Source organism: Streptomyces sp. NPDC006207 (genome assembly GCF_040613835.1).
Classification (GTDB): domain Bacteria; phylum Actinomycetota; class Actinomycetes; order Streptomycetales; family Streptomycetaceae; genus Actinacidiphila.
The window spans coordinates 1-18944 of sequence record NZ_JBEXSX010000061.1 but is presented as its reverse complement, the minus strand read 5'-3'; the positions used below and the strand labels follow the sequence as shown (position 1 = coordinate 18944).

The following is an 18944-nucleotide window of genomic DNA, read 5'->3' as shown; positions in this document are numbered from 1 at the left end:
GCGGGACGGGCCCTTCGTGTCGGTCGGTCAGCGGCGCTCCGGCCGCCGGTTCACCCGGCGGCGCCGTAGGCGTCGACCAGCTCCCGGGCGCGCTTGACGTCGTCGGCCATCCGCTCCAGGAGCGCGTCGATCGTGTCGAACTTCTCCATGCCCCGCAGGTAGGTGAGGAAGTCGACGGCGACGTGCAGCCCGTACAGGTCCAGCCCGACGCGGTCGATGGCGTACGCCTCGACGGTGCGGGCGGTCCCGTCGAAGGTGGGGTTGGTGCCGACGGAGATCGCGGCGGGCATGGCCTCGCCCTCGACGTGCAGCCAGCCTGCGTAGACCCCGTCCGCGGGGATCGCGGTGTGCGGCAGCGTCTCGACGTTCGCCGTGGGGTATCCGAGGTCCCGGCCGCGCTGCGCGCCGCGGACGACCACGCCCTCGACCCGGTGCGGCCGGCCCAGGATCTCGGCGGCGCCCGCAACGTCGCCCTCGGCGATCAGGCGGCGGGTCATCGTGGAGGAGAACGGCTGCCCGCCACCCGCCTCGCCCGTCAGGTAGAGGTCGACGACGTCCACCTCGTAGTCGTACTTCAGCCCCATCGCGGACAGGAACTCCACGTCACCGGCGGCCTTGTGCCCGAAGCGGAAGTTCGGGCCCTCGACGACGGCCCGCGCGTGGAGCGCGTCGACCAGCACGGTGCGGACGAAGTCGCCCGGCGAGAGCTGCGAGAACTCGGTCGTGAACGGGAGGATCAGCAGGGCGTCGACGCCCAGCTCCGCCATCAGCTCGGCGCGGCGGTGGTGGGCCGCCAGCAGCGGCGGGTGGCTGCCGGGGCGGACCACCTCGCTGGGATGCGGGTCGAAGGTGACGACGACGGAGGCGACGCCCAGCTCGCGGGCGCGTTCCACGGCCCTGCCGATGATCAGCTGGTGCCCGCGGTGTACGCCGTCGTAGGAGCCGATGGTGACGACGCTGCGTCCCCAGTCCCCGGGGACGTCCTCCAAGCCTCGCCAGCGCTGCACAGTGACCGCTCCTCGACCGCCGATGATTCTTCGATGTGCAGGTCCAAGCCTGCCATGCCGGGGGGCCCACCGGCGCAGCGCCCCCGGTGACGCGGCCGTCGCGGACCTGGCGCGCCCCTCGCCCGACCGGTGGGAGCACCCCCTCCGCCCGGAAGGGACGCGGTACGTGGCGGGACGCGGCGCCGGAGGCACGCGGTCCAGGAGTGCCGGCACGGTGAGCAGCGGCGCAGCACGACGGCCGGCCGGGGCATGAGGTGCACGGACCGCAGCGGGCACGTGACGCCGCCCCCGGATGGTCCCTGGCCGGTCAGAGGCCCACCGCCTCCGCCGGCGCCAGCTGGTCGCACATGCGCCGGGCGCTCGGGCCGATCACCGCGTCCCACGCCCCTGGGCCCGCGCCGTCGAGGCCGTCCGCGGCCAGCCATCCGCGCACCAGCCGGGCGAACCCGGGCGACCCGCTGACCAGCTGCACCAGCCGCCGGTCGAAGAGGGCCGCGCCCTCGGGCGTACGGCAGAGCAGGAGGCCCACCCGGTGCACCAGGTCGCGGGTCATCGGGGCCGGCCGCCGGGCGCACCCGTCGGCGGCCGCGCCGAGGAGGGCGTCGAGCACGGCCGGGTCGCGTTCCTGGTCCAGGAGGACGTCCAGCAGCTCCTGGCGCAGCGGGCGGGAGAGGTGGCCGCCCGGTGCGGCCAGCACGGGCGCCAGCACCCTGCGCACCTGCGGCGGGTGCTCCCGCAGCAGTCCGGTGACCAGCGGGAGGAGGACGGCGCGGGCGGCCGGTCCGTGCTCCAGGCGGCGGTCGAGGTAGGCCGCCGCGTGCCGGGCGTCCTCGGGACGGTGGCCGAGGTGGTCCCACACCAGGGCGGCGGCCCGGCGGGCGAGCGCCGGGGTGGACACCTCGGCCAGTTCGCGCAGTACCTCGGCGGCGCCGGGGCCCGGTTCGCGCAGCCGGGAGTGGAACGCGGCGAGCACCTGCTCGGGGTGCGTGGGGAGGGCCGCGGCGAGCGCCGCGGCCGGCAGCAGCGGGTCGCCGGCGGCGAAGCCGTCCAGGGCGGCCCGCAGGTGGAGGCAACGGGTCGCCGGGTCCCGCACCAGGAGGCCGAGCGCGGCGCCGTGCAGGGTGCGGTCGGCGGGTCGGGCCAGGATCGCCAGGGCCGCGTAGCGCAGCAGCTCGCGGTCGGCGGCGAGTGCGGCGTGCGGGGCGGCGAGCAGGCCGTAGGTGGCCGCGGCGGCGTGCCGCTCCGGCCGGTCCTCGTGCGCCCAGCGGTCGACGGCACGGCACACGGCGGACGGCTCGTCCTCGGCGAGGGCCGCCAGCAGTTCCTTGGCACGGGGGTGGTCCGTGGCGGCCAGGACCTCGGTGAGGTCGTCCACCGCCTGCCGCCGGTGCGTGTGGAGGAGGGCCTGCGCCGCGGTGGCGACCGTCGGCCGGGGGCCGCAGGGCGCGGACTGCAGCAGCCGTTCGTCGGTGAACCAGCCGCACAGCGCGGGCAGCGACGGCCGCGGCGTGGCGGCCAGCACCTCGCCAGCCGCCGTCAGGAACCGCTCCCGCGTGCGGTCCGCGGCGCGCGGCGGGCCGTCGGCGGGCAGCAGCAGCCGCAGCAGCGCCAGGCGCTCCTCCGGGGGGAGCCGCAGCCGCCGCCAGAACCACGGACCGAACTCCCCCAGCCCCGCGCCCTCGTGGAAGCCCCCGGCCTCGATCGAACGGACGGTGACACGCTCCGCCAGCAGCCGCAGCACCTCCCGGTACCGCGTCGCGTCCGGCACCCCGAGCAGGGTCTCCCCCAGCAGGTGCGCCGCCCACCACACCGCGTCCGCGCGCCGGGCCGCCGCCCGGCCGGCGCCGTCGCCCTCCCCGCGCGGCCGTGGCACCCCGTCGAGCAGCACCGTCGCGCCACCGCGCGACGCGGGCGCGGCGGCGTCGCGGTCGAGCACCTGGACCAGTTGCCGCAGCCTGCGCCCGAGGACGTCCGGCCCCGAACGGCGGGCGGTGAGCAGCAGCGCCTGTACGACCGGGCCGATGCGGTGCCGCGGCACGGGCACGCAGCGCGGCTCGGAGGGCGGGGCGAGCGGCGGTGCGGGCGGCACCGGCGGCACGGCCCTGTGCCGCGGTTGCGCCCCGGCCCGGGCGGGCAGGCGCACGGGGGCCTCGGCGCAGCCGTCCCGGTCGCCGGCCGACCAGCGGTGGACCAGGGCGTACAGCGCCTCGTCCAGGTCGAGTTGGCCGCCCTGCAGCCAGTCGCCGAACTCCTCGTGCGCGAAGCGGTACCCGGCACCGGCCGGCACCACCAGCCCCTCCGTGAGCACCGCCGCCGCCCACCCGGGGCGCCACGGGAACAGCTCCTCGAAGGACGCCCGGTCCAGTTCGCCCTGGCCCGGACCCAGGCAGCGCCGGGCCGCCTCGTGCGCCTGCCCGGCGACGCGGGCGGCCAGCCGCCGTACCTCCGTTGCCCTCGCGGGGGCCGTGGCTGCCGCGATCCGATGGGCGATCCGCAGGCACAGCAGGTCCAGGTGGGCCGAGAAGACCTCCGCCCGGCCGGGCCGTCCCGTCAGGCCACCGCCGGCGGCCCGTACCTCCGACAGCAGCCGCAGGGCCAGCGGATGCGCCGCGTCCTGCTCGGCGAGGGCACCGGCGGACAGCCCGTGGCGCTCCCGGGCGAGCCGTGCCGGCTCCTCCGGCAGGCCGCCGAGGCGCAGGCAGGCGGGCAGCGCCCGGGCGCCCGGCGGGGTGCCGGCGTCGTGGAGCAGGCCGGGAGGGAAGAGGGCTCCGGCCTGCTCCCAGTACTCGGGGCGGCACGCCACGATCAGCCGCGCCCCCGTCGTGCCCAGCCACCGCGCCGTCTCCGCGGACCACTCGGGCAGCGCATGGGCGAGCAGCGGTGGCATCTCCTCGGGAGCGTCCAGCACGACGAGCAACCGCTGCCCCATGGCGCGCGCCAGGCGGGCGACGGCATCGGGCGACGCGTCGGCCGGCGCGCGTTCCGGCGCCCTCCCCGCGTGCACGATGCGCCCCGCGGCAGCCAGCGCCCGCGCCGCGGCGTCCCTCAACCCGGCGTCGCCCGCCCGCAGTTCGGCCCCGCGCAGCCACAGCGTGGGCGCCGGGTCCGGGCCCGCGGCACGCCGGGCGGCCAACGCCTCCAGTGCGGTCGTACGGCCGCTGCCGGGGGCGCCGACCAGCCCGAGCACGCAGGCGCCCGCCTCCCCCGTGAAGCCCGCCAGCTCCGCCTCCGTGTCCGGGCGCGCCTCGGCCTCGCGCCAGGGCCGCGGCCGGGCCGCCGAAGCGACGGAGCTCGCGGTCAGCTCCAGCGCCCCCGCGATGTTGAGGTGCGGCCCGTACGCGGGCACGGTCGCCGCGTTGCGCGCCAGCGCGTCCGCGAGCGCCCCGCCCTCCGCCGGCGCCCGCAACGGCACCGCGAACCCGCCCGCCCTTCGTCCCGCGTGCAGCGCGGTCACGACGACGCCGTGCACGGCACCGGTCTCGGCGTCGATCACGGGCTCCCCCGAGGCGACGGCACGAAGCGGTTCGTCGTCGCCGCGTGCACCGGCGAGCTCGTACGCCGCATCGAGGAGGTGGAAGCGGTCCGTCGCGGTGTACGTCACCGGCGCCGTCCCCGCGATCGTGGCCTCCACCCAGGCCGCGCCGCGCAACCGCACGGCCCGCCCGTGCCCCGCGGTGCGCGCGAACCCGGCCACCGGCAGCGGCGGCACGTCCAGTCCCTCCGTCGCCACGAGCGCCAGCCCCAGCTCCGGCAGCGGGGTGATCGCGGGCGCCTCGACGAGGGTCGTCTGCTCCCCGTGCGCATGCAGCACCAGCCGCACGAGGCCGTCCACGGCCTCGTGGCTCGTCACGAGCGTCCCCCGTCCGTCCCGCGCCTCGACGAGGAACCCCGTCCCCCGCGGCCGTCCGGCCAGGTCACGGACGCGCACCAGCGCCCGGTCGACATCGGCGGTCGGTACCGCCATCTGCGCACCTCCCCGCCACAGTGCCCGTTTCGACCGTAGACGTCCGTTGATCGACACAACAGATCCCACGTCGAACGCGCCCCCAAGCGCTCCCTCTCTTCACTCCGAGCGCCTGCCCGTTGGAGTGAATTGATCTTGCCGGGTGGATAGGGACGGGGAGGGAGGGGGATCGTGCAGCGCGGGCCGCGAGGGGGGAGGGCCCGCGCTTCACGGTTGCGCCGCGAAGCCGTCCGGGGTGCCCGTGTCGCCGCGTGCGCGCGGTGCGTGGTTGCGGTTAGGTTTCTTCCCCCGCCCTCCCGCCCGATTGCCCGGCGCGGTCAGTGCGGGCCTGCGCTCTGTTGGGGTGGGGTCGGGGCCGCGCCGGCGCACTCCCCCAGCCTTCGGCCGGGGGGACCCCCACAGCGCTCGCGGTTTACGTCCACATCGTTCGGCACCCGGGTCCGCCGCTCGTCTCCCCCAGCCTTCGGCCGGGGGGGGACCCCCATGGGCGCACCCCGCCACACCCCCTCATGCCGGTTGGGGCGCATGACGGCCGGTGGGGGTTCAGAAAGGCACTTGCGGCAACCCCGGACCGCTCTCTGAACCCCCACCGGCCGTTGGTCGCGGAACCGGCGGAGGGGGCGGGGTCGGTGGGGGCACCTCCGGCCGAAGGCTGGGGGAGGGTGGGCGTTCTGGACGCTGACGTGTATGTGTTGTGCGGCACAGACGGCACAACAAGTACCGCCCGCCACGCACATAAATATGCGGTCCAGAATGCCCAGCCCTGGAGGCCCCGACCCCGGCCCACCCACGAACCGCGCGAGGCCCGCACCAACCGCGCCGGATGGGGGTCCCCCCGGCCGAAGGCTGGGGGAGGGAGGGTGGGGGGATGCCCGCCGCAGGCGCAAGCGACCCGCACACAAACACCGGGCCCCACAGACACCCGGCACCGCAAGCGCAGCGTCAGGCGAGGTTGGCCAGGATCTTGGCCTGCCCCTCCCGCGCTTCGACCAGCGCCAGAAACTCCCCCTCCGGCCCGAACACCGCCGTGGGCACCGCCCCCAGGGACGGGGGCGCGTCCAGCCGCACGCCGTGGCCGAGCAGTCGCGCCTGCCGGGCGTCCACGTCCCACCGGGGGAACGCCGCCGCCGCGGCCTCCGCGATGGGCAGCACCGCGAACGCCTCCGTGAGCTGCTCCAGCGAACGGGCGAGCCCGGCGCCGTAGGGGCCGACGCGGGTGCGCCGCAGCGCGGTGAGGTGGCCGCCGACGCCGAGCCCGGCACCCAGGTCGCGGGCGAGGGCCCGGATGTACGTGCCGGAGGAGCACTCGACCGTGACGTCGACGTCGACCACGTCACCGCCCTCGTGCCGCACGTGCCGGACGTCCCGCACGACGAACGACGACACCGTGACCGGCCGCGCCGCCAGCTCGAAGTCCTCGCCGCCGCGCACGCGGGCGTACGACCTGACGCCGTTGACCTTGATGGCGCTCACCTTGGACGGCACCTGCATGATGTCCCCGGTCAGCGGCACGACGCCCGCGTCGATCGCCTCGCGGGTGACCCCGTCCGCGGGGACGGAGGCCGTGACCTCGCCCTCGGCGTCGTCGGTGACCGTGCTCTGGCCGAGCCGGATGGTCGCCTCGTACTCCTTGCGCGTGAGCGCGAGGTGCCCGAGCAGCCGGGTGGCCTTCTCGACGCCGATGACGAGGACGCCGGTGGCCATGGGGTCGAGCGTGCCCGCGTGCCCCACGCGCCGTGTCCCGGCCAGCCTGCGCAGCCGGGCCACGACGTCGTGCGAGGTCATACCGCCCGGCTTGTCGACGATGACAAGCCCGTCCTTCATCGGTCGCCGTCCTCCTCGTCGTCGACCTCGTCCTCCGCCGGCTTGCGGTAGGGGTCGGCGTCGCCGGCGTAGGTGGCGTCCGTGGCGGTCTTGCGGACCTCCTCGTCGGCCTCGCGGGCCTTGGCGAGCAGGTCCTCGATCGTGCGCGCGTTCTCGGGGATCGCGTCGGCGACGAACGTCAGGGTGGGCGTGAAGCGCACGCCGGTCTGCCGTCCGACCTCCGAGCGGAGGACGCCCTTGGCGCTCTCCAGCGCCGCCGCCGAGGCGGCCCGCTCCTCGTCGTCACCGAAGACCGTGTAGAAGACGGTCGCCTCCCGGAGGTCACCGGTGACCCGGGTGTCCGTGATCGTCACGTAGCCCAGCCGCGGGTCCTTGATCCGCCGCTGGAGCGTCTCCGCGACCACGACCCGGATGCGGTCCGCCAGCTTGCGCGCCCGCGCGGTGTCGGTCATGCGTGCTCTTCTCTCTTCTCATCACGCTTCGGAACGTGAGTGTCAGTCGTCGTCCCCGTGCACCCGCTGCCGCGCCGACAGCAGATCCACCTCGGGGCGCGAGGCCATCCAGCGCTCGCAGCGTCCGAGGACGTCCTTGATGTGCCCGGGGTCCCCGGACACGACCGCCACGCCGATCTCGGCCCTGCGGTAGAGGTCGTGGTGGTCGACCTCGGCGACGCTCACCGCGAACTTGCGGTGGAGCTCGGCCACGATCGGCCGGATGACGGACCGCTTCTCCTTCAGCGAACGGACGTCGCCGAGAAGCAGGTCGAAGGACAGCGTCCCTACATACATGGGCATCAGGTCAAGCCGACCTGTGGGGCCTCGTCGTGAACGGTGCGAACACCGTGAACAGCAATCACCACAGTAAAGGCAACGGCCGGGGCCGATCGACGGAATTTTCCCTCCGCCAACCGGCCCCGGTCAGATGTCCCTCGATCAGACGCGAGGCTTCTCGCGCAGCTCGTAGGTCGCCACGACGTCGTCGATCTTGATGTCGTTGTAGTTGCCGAGGTTGATACCGCCCTCGAAACCTTCACGAATCTCGGTGACGTCGTCCTTGAAGCGCCGCAGACCCTCGATGGTGAGGTTCTCGGCGACGACCTTGCCGTCACGCAGCAGGCGCGCCTTGGCGTTGCGTCGGACCTCGCCGGAGCGGATGAGCACACCGGCGATGTTGCCGAGCTTGGAGGAGCGGAAGACCTCGCGGATCTCGGCGGTGCCGAGCTCCACCTCCTCGTACTCGGGCTTGAGCATGCCCTTGAGCGCCGCCTCGATCTCGTCGATGACCTGGTAGATCACCGAGTAGTAGCGGACGTCGACGCCCTCACGCTCGGCCAGCGACGTGGCGCGGCCCTCGGCCCGCACGTTGAAGCCGATGATGATGGCGTCGGAGCCCGCCGCCAGGGTGACGTCGGTCTCGGTGACCGCACCGACACCCCGGTGGAGGATGCGCAGGTCCACGTCCTCGCCGACGTCGAGCTGGAGCAGCGAGGACTCCAGGGCCTCGACCGAACCGGACGCGTCGCCCTTGATGATGAGGTTGAGCTGCTGGACCTCGCCGGCCTTGAGCACCTTGTCCAGGTCCTCGAGGCTGACCCGGCGACGGGTCTTGGCGAAGGCCGCGTTGCGCTCGCGGGCGGCGCGCTTCTCGGCGATCTGACGGGCCGTACGGTCCTCGTCGACCACCAGGAAGTTGTCGCCGGCACCCGGCACGTTCGTCAGACCGAGCACCAGGACCGGGGTCGAGGGGCCCGCCTCGTCGACGGTGTTGCCACTGTCGTCGAGCATCGCGCGGACACGGCCGTACGCGTCGCCGACCACCATGGTGTCGCCGACCCGCAGGGTGCCGCGCTGGACCAGGACGGTCGCCACGGCACCGCGGCCGCGGTCGAGGTGCGCCTCGATCGCGATGCCCTGCGCGTCCTGCTCCGGGTTGGCCCGCAGGTCGAGCGCGGCGTCCGCGGTCAGGACCACGGCCTCCAGCAGGCTGTCGATGTTCAGGCCCTGCTTGGCGGAGATGTCGACGAACATGGTGTCGCCGCCGTACTCCTCGGCCACCAGACCGAACTCGGTCAGCTGACCGCGCACCTTCGTCGGGTCCGCGCCCTCGACGTCGATCTTGTTGACCGCGACCACGATCGGCACGTCGGCCGCCTTGGCGTGGTTCAGCGCCTCGATCGTCTGCGGCATGACGCCGTCGTTCGCCGCCACCACGAGGATCGCGATGTCGGTGGACTTGGCACCGCGGGCACGCATGGCGGTGAACGCCTCGTGACCCGGGGTGTCGATGAAGGTGATGGCCCGGTGCTCGCCGTTGACCTCGGTGGCCACCTGGTAGGCACCGATGTGCTGGGTGATGCCGCCGGCCTCGCCCGCGACCACGTTGGTCTTGCGGATCGCGTCGAGGAGGCGGGTCTTGCCGTGGTCGACGTGACCCATGACGGTCACGACCGGCGGACGAGCGACGAGCGCTTCCTCGCCGCCCTCGTTCTCGCCGAACTCGATGTCGAAGGACTCGAGGAGCTCGCGGTCCTCCTCCTCCGGGCTGACGATCTGGAGGGTGTAGTTCATCTCGTCGGCGAGCAGCTGCAGCGTGTCGTCGGAGACGGACTGGGTCGCGGTGACCATCTCGCCGAGGTTCAGCATCACCTGGACGAGCGACGCCGGGTTGGCGCCGATCTTCTCGGCGAAGTCGGTCAGCGAGGCACCACGGGAGAGGCGCACGGTGTCGCCGTTGCCGCGGGGCAGCAGCACGCCGCCCACGGACGGGGCCTGCATGGCCTCGTACTCCTGGCGCTTCGCCCGCTTCGACTTGCGGCCACGGGCCGGACGGCCACCGGGGCCACGGCCGAAGGCGCCCTGCGTGCCACCGCGGCCACCCGGACCACCGGGACGACCGCCGAAGCCGCCACCACCGGGGCGACCGGCGAAGCCGCCGCCACCGCCACCACCGGCGCCGGCAGGACGCGGACCGCCGAAGCCGCCGCCACCACCGGGACGGCCACCGCCGCCACCGCCACCGGGACGACCGGCGAAGCCGCCGCCACCGCCACCGGGACGACCGGCACCGCCGCCGGGACGGGCGCCGGGACCGCCGGGACGACCCGGACCGCCCGGACGACCCGGCGCGCCGCCGGCAGCGGGACGCTGCGGCATCATGCCGGGGTTCGGACGGGGGCCGCCGCCCTGCGGACGGGGCATGCCGCCCGGGGTCGGACGCGGACCGCCGGAGGCGGCACCGCCGCCGGGGCGCGGAGCGCCACCCGGACGGGGACCGGAACCACCCGGAGCGCCACCGGGGCGCGGGCCGGACTGGCCGGGGGCACCACCCGGACGCGGCGCCTGCGGGCGCGGCATACCGGTGGAGCCGGAGGTGAAGGGGTTGTTGCCCGGGCGGGGACCGGCCGGACGGGGGGCACCCGGACGCGGCGCCTGGCCACCGGGACGCGCACCGGGGCCGCCCTGGCCACGGCCGCCGTCACGCTGGCCGGGACCGGAGGGACGGGTACCGGGACGCGGGCCGGGGCCACCGGGACGCCCGGCAGCGGGGCGCTCGCCCTGAGCCGGACGCTCCTGGGCCGGGCGCTCCTGGGCGGGACGCTCCGGGGCCGGCGGGGCGGAGAACTCCGCCTGCGGCACCGGGGTGACCGGCGCGGGCTTGGCCGGGGCCGGCTTGGGGCCCGGGGTCGGGCGCGGGCCCGGCGTCGGCGCGGGGCCACCGGCGGGCTTGGTAGTGGGGGCTGATCCCGTGGCCGGCTTGGGAGCCGGCGCAGCGGGACGGGCCGGCGCACCCGGAGTGGGGGTGGCCGGCTTTGCGGGCGCGTCCTTGCGCGGCGCCGCGGGCCTGGCAGCCGAGGGCTTCGAGGAGGCGGAACCGCCACCGGAACCCTGCAGTGCGTCGGTCAGCTTGCGAACAACCGGCGCCTCGATCGTCGAGGACGCCGAACGGACGAATTCGCCAAGTTCTTGGAGCTTGGCCATGACGACCTTGCTCTCAACTCCGAACTCCTTGGCGAGTTCGTATACCCGGACCTTAGCCACTTCGCTCCTTCATGAGGTCCGGGGTGGTCGTCCGCCGGACCGTCGCTACTTCATGGGCGTACTCATCGCGTGCTCATCGAGTGCTCATCGCAATCTCGACCTACTTCCAACTCGCGGGGTACCTGGCCGTACGGTCGCCCGTACGGTCTTCCTGCCTACTCACGGTGTGTCTGCTCCACGTAGCCGCGGAGGTCCGCGGTGTCCAGCGGTCCCCGGGCCCGGAAGGCCCGCGGGAACGCCCGGCGGCGGACCGCCAGGTCGAGACAGACGGTGTCGGGATGCACATACGCACCCCGACCGGGCAGCGTACCGCGAAGATCGGGAACACAGAATTCCCCGACCACCGCCACACGCAGCAGATCTCGCTTGGCCGCCCGCTCCCTGCACCCGATGCACGTTCGCTCCGGGCGTGCTGGGTCATGCGTCCGGCCAGACATCCTTAGTCTACCTCCCCGCGCCGACCTCACCCCTCCGGGTTATTCGACGCACGGTCGTTCATCGGTTACCCGCCGGTGCTACTGCTCGGCGAGCTCGGTGTCGGGCCGGATGTCGATCCGCCAGCCGGTGAGCCGTGCGGCCAGGCGGGCGTTCTGCCCTTCCTTGCCGATCGCCAGCGACAGCTGGTAGTCCGGCACGGTCACCCGCGCGGAGCGGGCGGCCATGTCGACGATCTCCACCTTGCTCACCCGGGCGGGTGACAGGGCGTTGGCGACCATCTCCGCCGGGTCGTCCGACCAGTCGACGATGTCGATCTTCTCGCCGTTCAGCTCGGCCATCACGGCGCGCACCCGGGCGCCCATGGGGCCGATGCAGGCGCCCTTGGCGTTCAGTCCGGAGCGGCCGGAACGGACCGCGATCTTCGTACGGTGCCCGGCCTCGCGGGCGATCGCGGAGATCTCCACGGAACCGTCCGCGATCTCCGGGACCTCCAGCGCGAAGAGCTTCTTCACCAGGTTGGGGTGGGTGCGCGAGAGCGTCACGGACGGACCTCGCACACCCTTGGCCACCCGGACGACGTACGAGCGAAGGCGCGTGCCGTGCTTGTAGTCCTCACCGGGCACCTGCTCCTGCACGGGCAGGATCGCCTCGAGCTTGCCGATGTCGACCAGCACGTTCTTGGGGTCCTTGCCCTGCTGGACCACACCGGTGACGATGTCGCCCTCGCGGCCGGCGTACTCGCCGAAGGTGATCTCCTCCTCCGCGTCCCGCAGCCGCTGCAGGATGACCTGCTTGGCCGTGGTCGCGGCGATCCGGCCGAAGCCGCTGGGCGTGTCGTCGAACTCCCGGGGCTCGGCGCCCTCGGGGGTCTCCGACGGGTCCTCCTTGGCCCACACGGTGACGTGCCCGTTCGTGCGGTCGAGCTGCACGCGCGCGTTGCGGCGGCTGCCCGGCTCGCGGTGGTACGCGATGAGGAGCGCCGACTCGATCGCCTCGACCAGCAGGTCGAAGGAGATCTCCTTCTCCCGCACCAGACCCCGCAGGGCACTCATGTCGATGTCCACGGCTACGCCTCCTCCATGCTCTCGTCGCCGTCAGTATCGGCACCGGCCGGGTCCTTGCGACTGAATTCGATCTCCACCCGTGCCTTGGCGATCTCGCCGAAGGAGGCACGGGCGGGTTTGGGCTTGCGTCCCTTGACACCCGGGACCTCCAGGTCGAGCCCGTCCTCGTCGACCGCGAGGATCCGCGCGACCAGCTCGTCACCGGCGGTCGTCGTCAGCTTGACCAGCCGACCCTCGTTGCGGCGGAAGTGGCGCGGCTCGGTGAGCGGGCGGTCCACGCCCGGCGAGGAGACCTCCAGCAGGTACGCCGCCCCGCCCATGGCGTCGGCGTCGTCGAGGACCTGCGAGATCTCCCGGCTCAGCTCCGCGAGCGTGTCCAGCGGCGCACCCTCGTCGGAGTCCACGATCACCTGGAGCTGCCGCCGGTTTCCAGCGGCCGTCACCTTGACCTCTTCCAGTTCGAGCCCCGTCTTCACGACGAGCGGCTCGAGCAGCCCGCGCAGCCTCTCGCTCTGGGTGGTGCTCATCCGGGTGACTCCTCGGCCGCGTGTGCTGTTGTGGTGGAAGGTCGTGTGTCGGGCCAAAGCCTATCGGTTCAGGCCCCGGAACGACGATTCGGCGCAGCGGAGGGCGCCGTCACGGCCCCCGGGCGTCGCGCGGGTACCCTCACGTGAGGTGATCACGGGAAGGGGCACTGTGCCGCTCAGCAACATTCCCCGCCGGCGCGCGGTACGCGCCGCCCTCGTCCTGCCGGCCGCCGCCGGACTGCTCGGCGGTTGCTCCGACGGGACACGGCCCGAGGGGACGTCCGCGAAGGGTTCGCCGGCCGCCGACGCGACCGCGGCGCTGCGCAAGCGGGCCGCCCGGGACAGCGCGGCACTGCTCGCGCAGTACGACGCCACCGTCGCGGCGCACCCGGACCTCGCGCAGCGACTGCAGCCGCTGCGGGCCGAAGTGGCCCGCCACGCCCAGGCGTTCGGCACGTCGGCACGGGCGGCGTCACCGTCCGCCGCGCCCTCGTCGTCGTCCTCGCCGATGTCCTCCCCGTCGCCGTCGGCCTCGCCGTCCGTCCCCGCAGGGGCCGCAGCCGCGTTGTCCGCGCTGGCGGCGGCCGAACGCATGCTCGCGGACGCCCGGGCGACCGCGCTCCTGGACGCGCCGCCCGAACTCGCCCGCCTGCTCGCCTCGGTGGCCGCCTGCGGCGCCGGGCACGTCCTGCTGCTCAAGGAGCACTGACCCGACCCATGGCACAGCAAGCGCTGCTCAAGGCCGTCCAGGCCGCACTCTCCGCCGAGCACGCCGCCGTGTACGGCTACGGCATCGTCGGCGCCCGCGTCGGCGGCGAACTCGGCGAGCAGGCCCAGCAGGCGTACGACGCGCACCGCGCCCGCCGCGACTCGCTGCGCCGCACCGTCGGCGACCTCGGCGGCGAACCCGTCGCCGCCGAACCCGCGTACGCCCTGCCCTTCGACGTGCCGGACGGCAAGGCGGCCGTGCGTCTCGCCGCGGAACTGGAGGACCGGGTCGCCGGGGTCTACGCGGACCTCGTGCGCGCCGCCGACGCCGATCTGCGCCGCGGGGCGGCCGACGCGCTGCGCGAGGCGGCGGTCCGCGCCGTGCGCTGGCGCGGGGGGAGCGTAGCCTTCCCGGGGCTGGCCGAACGCGCGCGGACGGCAGCGGAGAAGGTTTAGCACCAGGAGGGACGTACCCACGCATGGCCTCGGCACCACAGCCCCAGCACCTGGAACCGCCCGAGCGGCTGGTCCGCACGGTCAGCGCCTGGGAGGGCGAGGCGGGCCGCACCTGGCTCGCCGGCCTCCCCGAGCGCGTCGCGGACCACCTCGCGCGCTGGGAGCTGACGCCGGAACGGGTGCTCTCCCCCGGCGGCCAGATCAGCATGGTCGTCCTCGTACGGCAGGCCGACGACACCCCCGCGACCCTCAAGGTCGGCCTCGTCACCGACGAGACCCGGCACGAGCACGCCGCGCTCGCCCGCTGGGACGGCCGTGGCGCGGTCCGCCTGCTGCAGGCCGACCCCGACGCGGGGGCGCTCCTCCTGGAACGCCTGCACAGCGACGTGTCGCTGCGCTCGCTGCCCGAGCAGAAGGCGATGCTCGAGGCGTGCGCCACCCTGCAGCGGCTCTGGGTCCCCCCGGGCGAGGGGCACCCCTTCGTGCCGGTCGCCGAGCACACGGCGCGCCTGGCGGCACTGCTGCGGGAGCGGCGCGAGCAGCCATACGTCCCGGAGGAGGCCCGGGCCCTGGTCGACGAGGCCCTCGCGGTCCGCGACGAACTGTGCGCGGCCGCCCCGGGCGAGGCCATGCTGCTGCACGGCGACTACCACCACGGGAACGTGCTCGCCGCGGACCGCGTGCCGTGGCTGGCCATCGACCCCAAGCCGGTCGCGGGCGAACCCGCGTACGACCTGGCCTGGCTCGTCCGCGACCGCCTCGAGACGCTGGTCGCCACGCCGGGGTCGCAGTCCGCGGCCCGGCGGAGGGTCGCCAAGCTCTCCGACTCCCTCGAGGTCGACCGGGACCGCGTCCGCGGGTGGGCCCTGTTCCGGGCCGTCGAGGCGGGCGTGTGGGCGTTCTCCGTGGGCGACCGTCAAGGCGGGGAACTGCTGCTGGAGTTCGCGGCCTGGCTTTAGTTCTTGCCGGGGGTGCGTTCTCTGGGGCCCGGTTGTCGTGTGCGACGCCGTCGTGGTTGCGGTTGGGGTTTCTCCCCCGCCCTCCCGCCCGATTGCCCGGCGCGGTCAGTGCGGGCCTGCGCTCTGTTGGGGTGGGGTCGGGGCCGCGCCGGCGCACTCCCCCAGCCTTCGGCCGGGGGGACCCCCACAGCGCTCGCGGTTTACGTCCACATCGTTCGGCACCCGGGTCCGCCGCTCGTCTCCCCCAGCCTTCGGCCGGGGGGGACCCCCATGGGCGCATCCCGCCACAGGCGACGAGCGGAGCACGCGGCGCCCAATGACGTAGACCAGCGCCGCGAGCGCGGAGGTGGGGGTCCCCCCGGCCGAAGGCTGGGGGCGTACCCCGGCGCAGCACCGACCCACAACGCACGCAGCGCCAGGCGGTCACTGACCACGCCGGGCAATCGGGAGGGCGGGCGGGGGGACGCCCGCCGCAGGCGCAAACGAGCCGCACACGACAACGGGCCGCGAGGGGCCCCCCGCATCCGCTACGCGGATACGCGGGAGACCGCGTCCGCCACCGACAACTCCTCGCGCTCCCCGGTGCGGCGGTCCTTGACCTCGACGACCCCGTCCCCCGCGCCGCGCCCCACGACGAGGATCGTCGGCACCCCGAGCAGCTCCGCGTCGGTGAACTTCACGCCCGGCGAGACGCCCGCGCGGTCGTCGACGATGACCCTGACCCCGGCCGCGTGCAGCTTCTCCGCGACCTCGAGGGCCAGTTCCGTCTGCAGCGCCTTGCCCGCCGCCACGATGTGGACGTCCGCCGGGGCGACCTCGCGCGGCCAGCACAGGCCCTGCCCGTCGGCGGTCTGCTCGGCGAGCGCGGCGACGGCGCGGGAGACGCCGATGCCGTAGGAGCCCATGGTGACCCGGACCGGCTTGCCGTTCTGGCCCAGGACGTCGAGCTCGAAGGCGTCGGCGTACTTGCGGCCGAGCTGGAAGATGTGGCCGATCTCGATGGCCCGGTCCAGCTTGAGGCCGGCGCCGCAGCGCGGGCAGGGGTCGCCGGGCTCGACGGTGACGACGTCCAGGTACTCGTCGACCTCGAAGTCGCGGCCGCAAACGACGTTGCGGGCGTGCGTGTCGGGCTTGTTGGCGCCGGTGACCCAGGCGGTGCCGGGGGCGACGCGGGGGTCGGCGAGGTAGCGGACGCCGGTGAGGCCCTGCGGGCCGACGTAGCCGCGGACGAGGTCGGGGCGGCCGGTGAAGTCCTCGGCGGTGACGAGTTCGACCTCGGCGGGGGCGAGGTGCTCGGCGAGCTTGCCGAGGTCGACCTCGCGGTCGCCGGGGACGCCGACGGCGACGATCTCGCCGTCGACCTTGACCAGCAGGTTCTTCAGGGTCGCCGAGGCCGGCACCCCCAGGTGCGCCGCGAGGGTCTCGATGGTGGGGGTGTCGGGGGTGTCCACCTCCTCGACGGCCGGGTGGTCCGCACCCTCGACCGGGGGCACCACGGTGGTGACGGCCTCGGTGTTGGCCGCGTAGTCGCACGCGGGGCAGTCCACGAAGGTGTCCTCACCGGCCGCGGCGGGGGCGAGGAACTCCTCGGAGGCCGAGCCCCCCATCGCGCCGGAGACGGCCGAGACGATGCGGAAGTCGAAGCCGAGCCGCGAGAAGATCTTGATGTAGGCCTCGCGGTGCAGCCGGTAGGCCTCGGCCAGGCCCTCGTCGGTGGTGTCGAAGGAGTAGGAGTCCTTCATCTGGAACTCGCGGCCGCGCAGCACGCCGGACCGGGGCCGGGCCTCGTCGCGGTACTTGGTCTGGATCTGGTAGAGGATCACCGGCAGGTCCTTGTAGGACGCGCACTGGTCCTTGACGACCTGGGTGAAGATCTCCTCGTGCGTGGGCCCGAGCACGTACTCCGCGCCCTTGCGGTCGCGGAGCTGGAAGAGCAGGTCGCCGTATTCTCCGGCGCGCCCGGTGAGCTCGTAGTTCTCCCGCGGGAGCAGCGCGGGCAGCAGGACCTCCTGGCCGCCGATGGCGTCCATCTCCTCGCGGACGACGCGTGCGACGTTCTCCAGCACCCGCTTGCCGAGCGGCAGCCAGGTCCACACCCCCGCCGATGAGCGGCGGACGTATCCGGCCCGGACCAGCAGCTTGTGGCTCGCGGTCTCGGCGTCGGCCGGGTCGTCGCGCAGCGTCTTGAGCATCAGCCGGGACATGCGCAGGACCATGGGGGCTCTCCAGGGGGTTTCGTACCGTTGCGCCGAGGATATCGAGCCGTGGTGCGCTCCCGGAAACGCGTTATCGCACGAGCGGCAGGCGGGCGCCCATGACGGCGTACGGGCTGGCCGCGCTGGGGAAGTGCACGGGCCGGGCCAGATCGGTGTAGCCGAGGGCGCGGTAGAGCCGCCGGGCCCGGCTCTCGGTGTCGATGGCGGACAGGATGCTGCGGGGCTCGTCGGCGCCGTCGGTGATGGTGGTGATGAGGGCGCGCCCGATGCCGCGGCCCTGGAAGCCGGGGTGGACGTGCAGCTCGGTGATGGTGAAGGAGTCGTCGAGCCACTCGTCGGTGCCGGTGCGCCGCAGGTAGGGCTCGACGACCGTGGACCACCAGTGGATCCGGCTGTTGGGCATGCCGTACACGAAGCCGGCGAGCCGTCCGTCGGGGGTGAGCGCGCCGAGCGCGCGGACGCCGGGGAAGCACAGGTGCCGCAGCACGATCTGTCGGCGGATGGCGACCTCCTCCGCGCCCAGCCCGAAGGCGACCGCCTGGACGGCCAGTGCCTCGTCCACCCGTGCCGCCAGGTCGATCGGCTCGACCGCCACGTCCTCCATGGGCGGCGACACTACTAGAACAGGACGCTCATGAAGGCGCCGACCTCGGTGAAGCCCACCCGGCGGTACGCGGCCCGGGCGGGCGCGTTGAAGTCGTTGACGTAGAGACTGGCCACGGGGGCCACGTCGCGCAGCGCGTAGTGCAGGACGGCGGCCATGCCGGTCTCGGACAGGCGGCGGCCGCGGTACTCGGGGGCGACCCAGACGCCCTGGATCTGGCAGGCGTGCCGGGTGACGGCGCCGATCTCCGCCTTGAAGACGACCCTGCCGTCCTCGATGCGGGCGAACGCGCGGCCGGCGCCGACGAGTTCGGCGACGCGGGCCTGGTAGAGCAGTCCGCCGTCGCCGGCGAGCGGGGAGACGCCGACCTCCTCGGTGAACATGGCGACGCAGGCCGGCATGATCACGTCCATCTCGTCGCGCCGGACCCGCCGCACGTACGGGTCGGGCTCGACCTGCGCGGGCAGCGCGCGGGTGACCATCAGCGGCTGGTGGGAGCGGACCTCGCGGGCCGGGCCCCAGCTGGGTTCGAGCAGCGACCACAGCGCGGAGGTGGGGGCGGTGGGGCCGACGATGGAGGAGCAGCGGCGTCCGGCGCGCAGCGCCCGCTCGGCGAAGGCGCGCACGGCCTCGGGGCCGGCGCAGATCGGGACGAGGTTGGCGCCGGCGTAGCAGAGCGCCTCGACGCGGCCTCCGGAGTACCAGCCCCACATCTCGCCGCCGAGGCGCCAGGGGTCGAGTCCGGCGACGGCGACCCGGGAGGCGACGAACGCGTTGGACACCGGATCACGGTCGAGCACCGCGAGGGCGGCGTCGAGTTCGCCTGGCTCCATGACCTTGGTCGTCGTGGTCGTCAACACGTGGGGCGCCTCACCGTACGGGCCGCAGCGGTCGGGGGAAGTCCCCGAACCTTACCTCGGGAACGTGTGTTCCGCCCGTGCCCGCCCGTATCCCGGACCGCGGGGGCCCGGGACGCGGGAGGGGATGGTGGGTCAGCTGACGGAGACGGAGGGCTCGCCGGAGGCGATGCCGTCGGCCTCCATCTGCTCGGCGAGCTTCATGGCCTCCTCGATGAGGGTCTCCACGATCTTCGACTCCGGCACGGTCTTGATGACCTCGCCCTTGACGAAGATCTGCCCC

General features: G+C 74.3%; 15 protein-coding genes and 1 pseudogene. 3 read left to right on the top strand and 13 right to left on the bottom strand.

The features are described from left to right. Positions 1-50: 50 nt before the first annotated feature. The 9 genes from ABZ312_RS35050 to rimP form a co-directional block, all read right to left on the bottom strand. Positions 51-1007 carry a bifunctional riboflavin kinase/FAD synthetase gene (locus ABZ312_RS35050; RefSeq protein WP_500325796.1) on the bottom strand — a complete coding sequence of 319 codons (957 nt, stop codon included), beginning with the start codon at positions 1005-1007 and terminating at the stop codon, positions 51-53. Between the two features lie 307 nt (positions 1008-1314). Next, positions 1315-4971 carry a serine protease gene (locus ABZ312_RS35045; protein ID WP_500360701.1) on the bottom strand — a complete coding sequence of 1219 codons (3657 nt, stop codon included), beginning with the start codon at positions 4969-4971 and terminating at the stop codon, positions 1315-1317. Positions 4972-5913: 942 nt separating this feature from the next. After that, entirely contained in the window at positions 5914-6795 is an 882-nt protein-coding gene (truB, locus tag ABZ312_RS35040; protein ID WP_500439483.1) for a tRNA pseudouridine(55) synthase TruB, read from the bottom strand. Beyond that, on the bottom strand, positions 6792-7247 hold the full coding sequence (rbfA, locus tag ABZ312_RS35035) for a 30S ribosome-binding factor RbfA (protein WP_500325791.1): 456 nt from the start codon (positions 7245-7247) through the stop codon (positions 6792-6794). Before rbfA ends, truB begins: the two co-directional genes overlap by 4 nt. Positions 7248-7289: 42 nt before the next feature. Continuing rightward, the gene (locus ABZ312_RS35030; protein WP_018562639.1) at positions 7290-7583 is read right to left on the bottom strand and encodes a DUF503 domain-containing protein; all 294 of its coding nucleotides are present in this window, start codon (positions 7581-7583) and stop codon (positions 7290-7292) included. Positions 7584-7727: 144 nt separating this feature from the next. Beyond that, a complete protein-coding gene (gene infB / locus ABZ312_RS35025) occupies positions 7728-10832 on the bottom strand; it encodes a translation initiation factor IF-2 (protein ID WP_500325789.1) in 3105 nt (1034 codons plus the stop codon). Positions 10833-10987: 155 nt separating this feature from the next. Then, complete coding sequence (locus ABZ312_RS35020) at positions 10988-11269, bottom strand: YlxR family protein (RefSeq protein ID WP_500439482.1); 282 nt, start codon at positions 11267-11269, stop codon at positions 10988-10990. Positions 11270-11347: 78 nt separating this feature from the next. After that, on the bottom strand, positions 11348-12334 hold the full coding sequence (gene nusA, locus ABZ312_RS35015; protein ID WP_499514311.1) for a transcription termination factor NusA: 987 nt from the start codon (positions 12332-12334) through the stop codon (positions 11348-11350). Between the two features lie 2 nt (positions 12335-12336). Next, a complete protein-coding gene (rimP, locus tag ABZ312_RS35010; protein ID WP_500325785.1) occupies positions 12337-12861 on the bottom strand; it encodes a ribosome maturation factor RimP in 525 nt (174 codons plus the stop codon). A 148-nt stretch (positions 12862-13009) separates the two neighbouring features. Between rimP and ABZ312_RS35005 the strand changes: the two genes are divergently transcribed. From ABZ312_RS35005 to ABZ312_RS34995, 3 genes are read left to right on the top strand one after another with little or no spacing between them, the layout of a single operon-like run. Continuing rightward, positions 13010-13570 carry a hypothetical protein gene (locus tag ABZ312_RS35005; RefSeq protein ID WP_500325783.1) on the top strand — a complete coding sequence of 187 codons (561 nt, stop codon included), beginning with the start codon at positions 13010-13012 and terminating at the stop codon, positions 13568-13570. Positions 13571-13578: 8 nt separating this feature from the next. After that, positions 13579-14025, top strand: coding sequence for a ferritin-like domain-containing protein (locus ABZ312_RS35000; RefSeq protein WP_499514308.1), 447 nt, complete (start codon positions 13579-13581; stop codon positions 14023-14025). A gap of 23 nt (positions 14026-14048) precedes the next feature. Further along, positions 14049-14984, top strand: coding sequence for an aminoglycoside phosphotransferase family protein (locus ABZ312_RS34995; protein WP_500325781.1), 936 nt, complete (start codon positions 14049-14051; stop codon positions 14982-14984). 527 nt (positions 14985-15511) lie between these two features. Here ABZ312_RS34995 and ABZ312_RS34990 read toward each other — a convergent pair. The 4 genes and pseudogenes from ABZ312_RS34990 to ABZ312_RS34975 form a co-directional block, all read right to left on the bottom strand. Continuing rightward, positions 15512-17200, bottom strand: a complete 1689-nt coding sequence (locus tag ABZ312_RS34990; protein ID WP_500325779.1) for a proline--tRNA ligase — start codon at positions 17198-17200, stop codon at positions 15512-15514. Positions 17201-17270: 70 nt separating this feature from the next. Then, positions 17271-17804, bottom strand: coding sequence for a GNAT family N-acetyltransferase (locus ABZ312_RS34985; RefSeq protein ID WP_499514305.1), 534 nt, complete (start codon positions 17802-17804; stop codon positions 17271-17273). Between the two features lie 14 nt (positions 17805-17818). Continuing rightward, positions 17819-18664 carry a GNAT family N-acetyltransferase gene (locus tag ABZ312_RS34980; RefSeq protein WP_499514304.1) on the bottom strand — a complete coding sequence of 282 codons (846 nt, stop codon included), beginning with the start codon at positions 18662-18664 and terminating at the stop codon, positions 17819-17821. A 132-nt stretch (positions 18665-18796) separates the two neighbouring features. Then, positions 18797-18944, bottom strand: a pseudogene (locus ABZ312_RS34975) (flavodoxin-dependent (E)-4-hydroxy-3-methylbut-2-enyl-diphosphate synthase); the annotation flags it as partial.

Coding starts and splice junctions, on each gene's coding strand:
- ABZ312_RS35045 (WP_500360701.1), bottom strand. CDS start 4,971: ATGGCGGTACCGACCGCCGATGTCGACCGGGCGCTGGTGCGCGTCCGT.
- truB (WP_500439483.1), bottom strand. CDS start 6,795: ATGAAGGACGGGCTTGTCATCGTCGACAAGCCGGGCGGTATGACCTCG.
- rbfA (WP_500325791.1), bottom strand. CDS start 7,247: ATGACCGACACCGCGCGGGCGCGCAAGCTGGCGGACCGCATCCGGGTC.
- ABZ312_RS35030 (WP_018562639.1), bottom strand. CDS start 7,583: ATGTATGTAGGGACGCTGTCCTTCGACCTGCTTCTCGGCGACGTCCGT.
- ABZ312_RS35020 (WP_500439482.1), bottom strand. CDS start 11,269: ATGTCTGGCCGGACGCATGACCCAGCACGCCCGGAGCGAACGTGCATC.
- rimP (WP_500325785.1), bottom strand. CDS start 12,861: ATGAGCACCACCCAGAGCGAGAGGCTGCGCGGGCTGCTCGAGCCGCTC.
- ABZ312_RS35000 (WP_499514308.1), top strand. CDS start 13,579: ATGGCACAGCAAGCGCTGCTCAAGGCCGTCCAGGCCGCACTCTCCGCC.
- ABZ312_RS34995 (WP_500325781.1), top strand. CDS start 14,049: ATGGCCTCGGCACCACAGCCCCAGCACCTGGAACCGCCCGAGCGGCTG.
- ABZ312_RS34990 (WP_500325779.1), bottom strand. CDS start 17,200: ATGGTCCTGCGCATGTCCCGGCTGATGCTCAAGACGCTGCGCGACGAC.
- ABZ312_RS34985 (WP_499514305.1), bottom strand. CDS start 17,804: ATGGAGGACGTGGCGGTCGAGCCGATCGACCTGGCGGCACGGGTGGAC.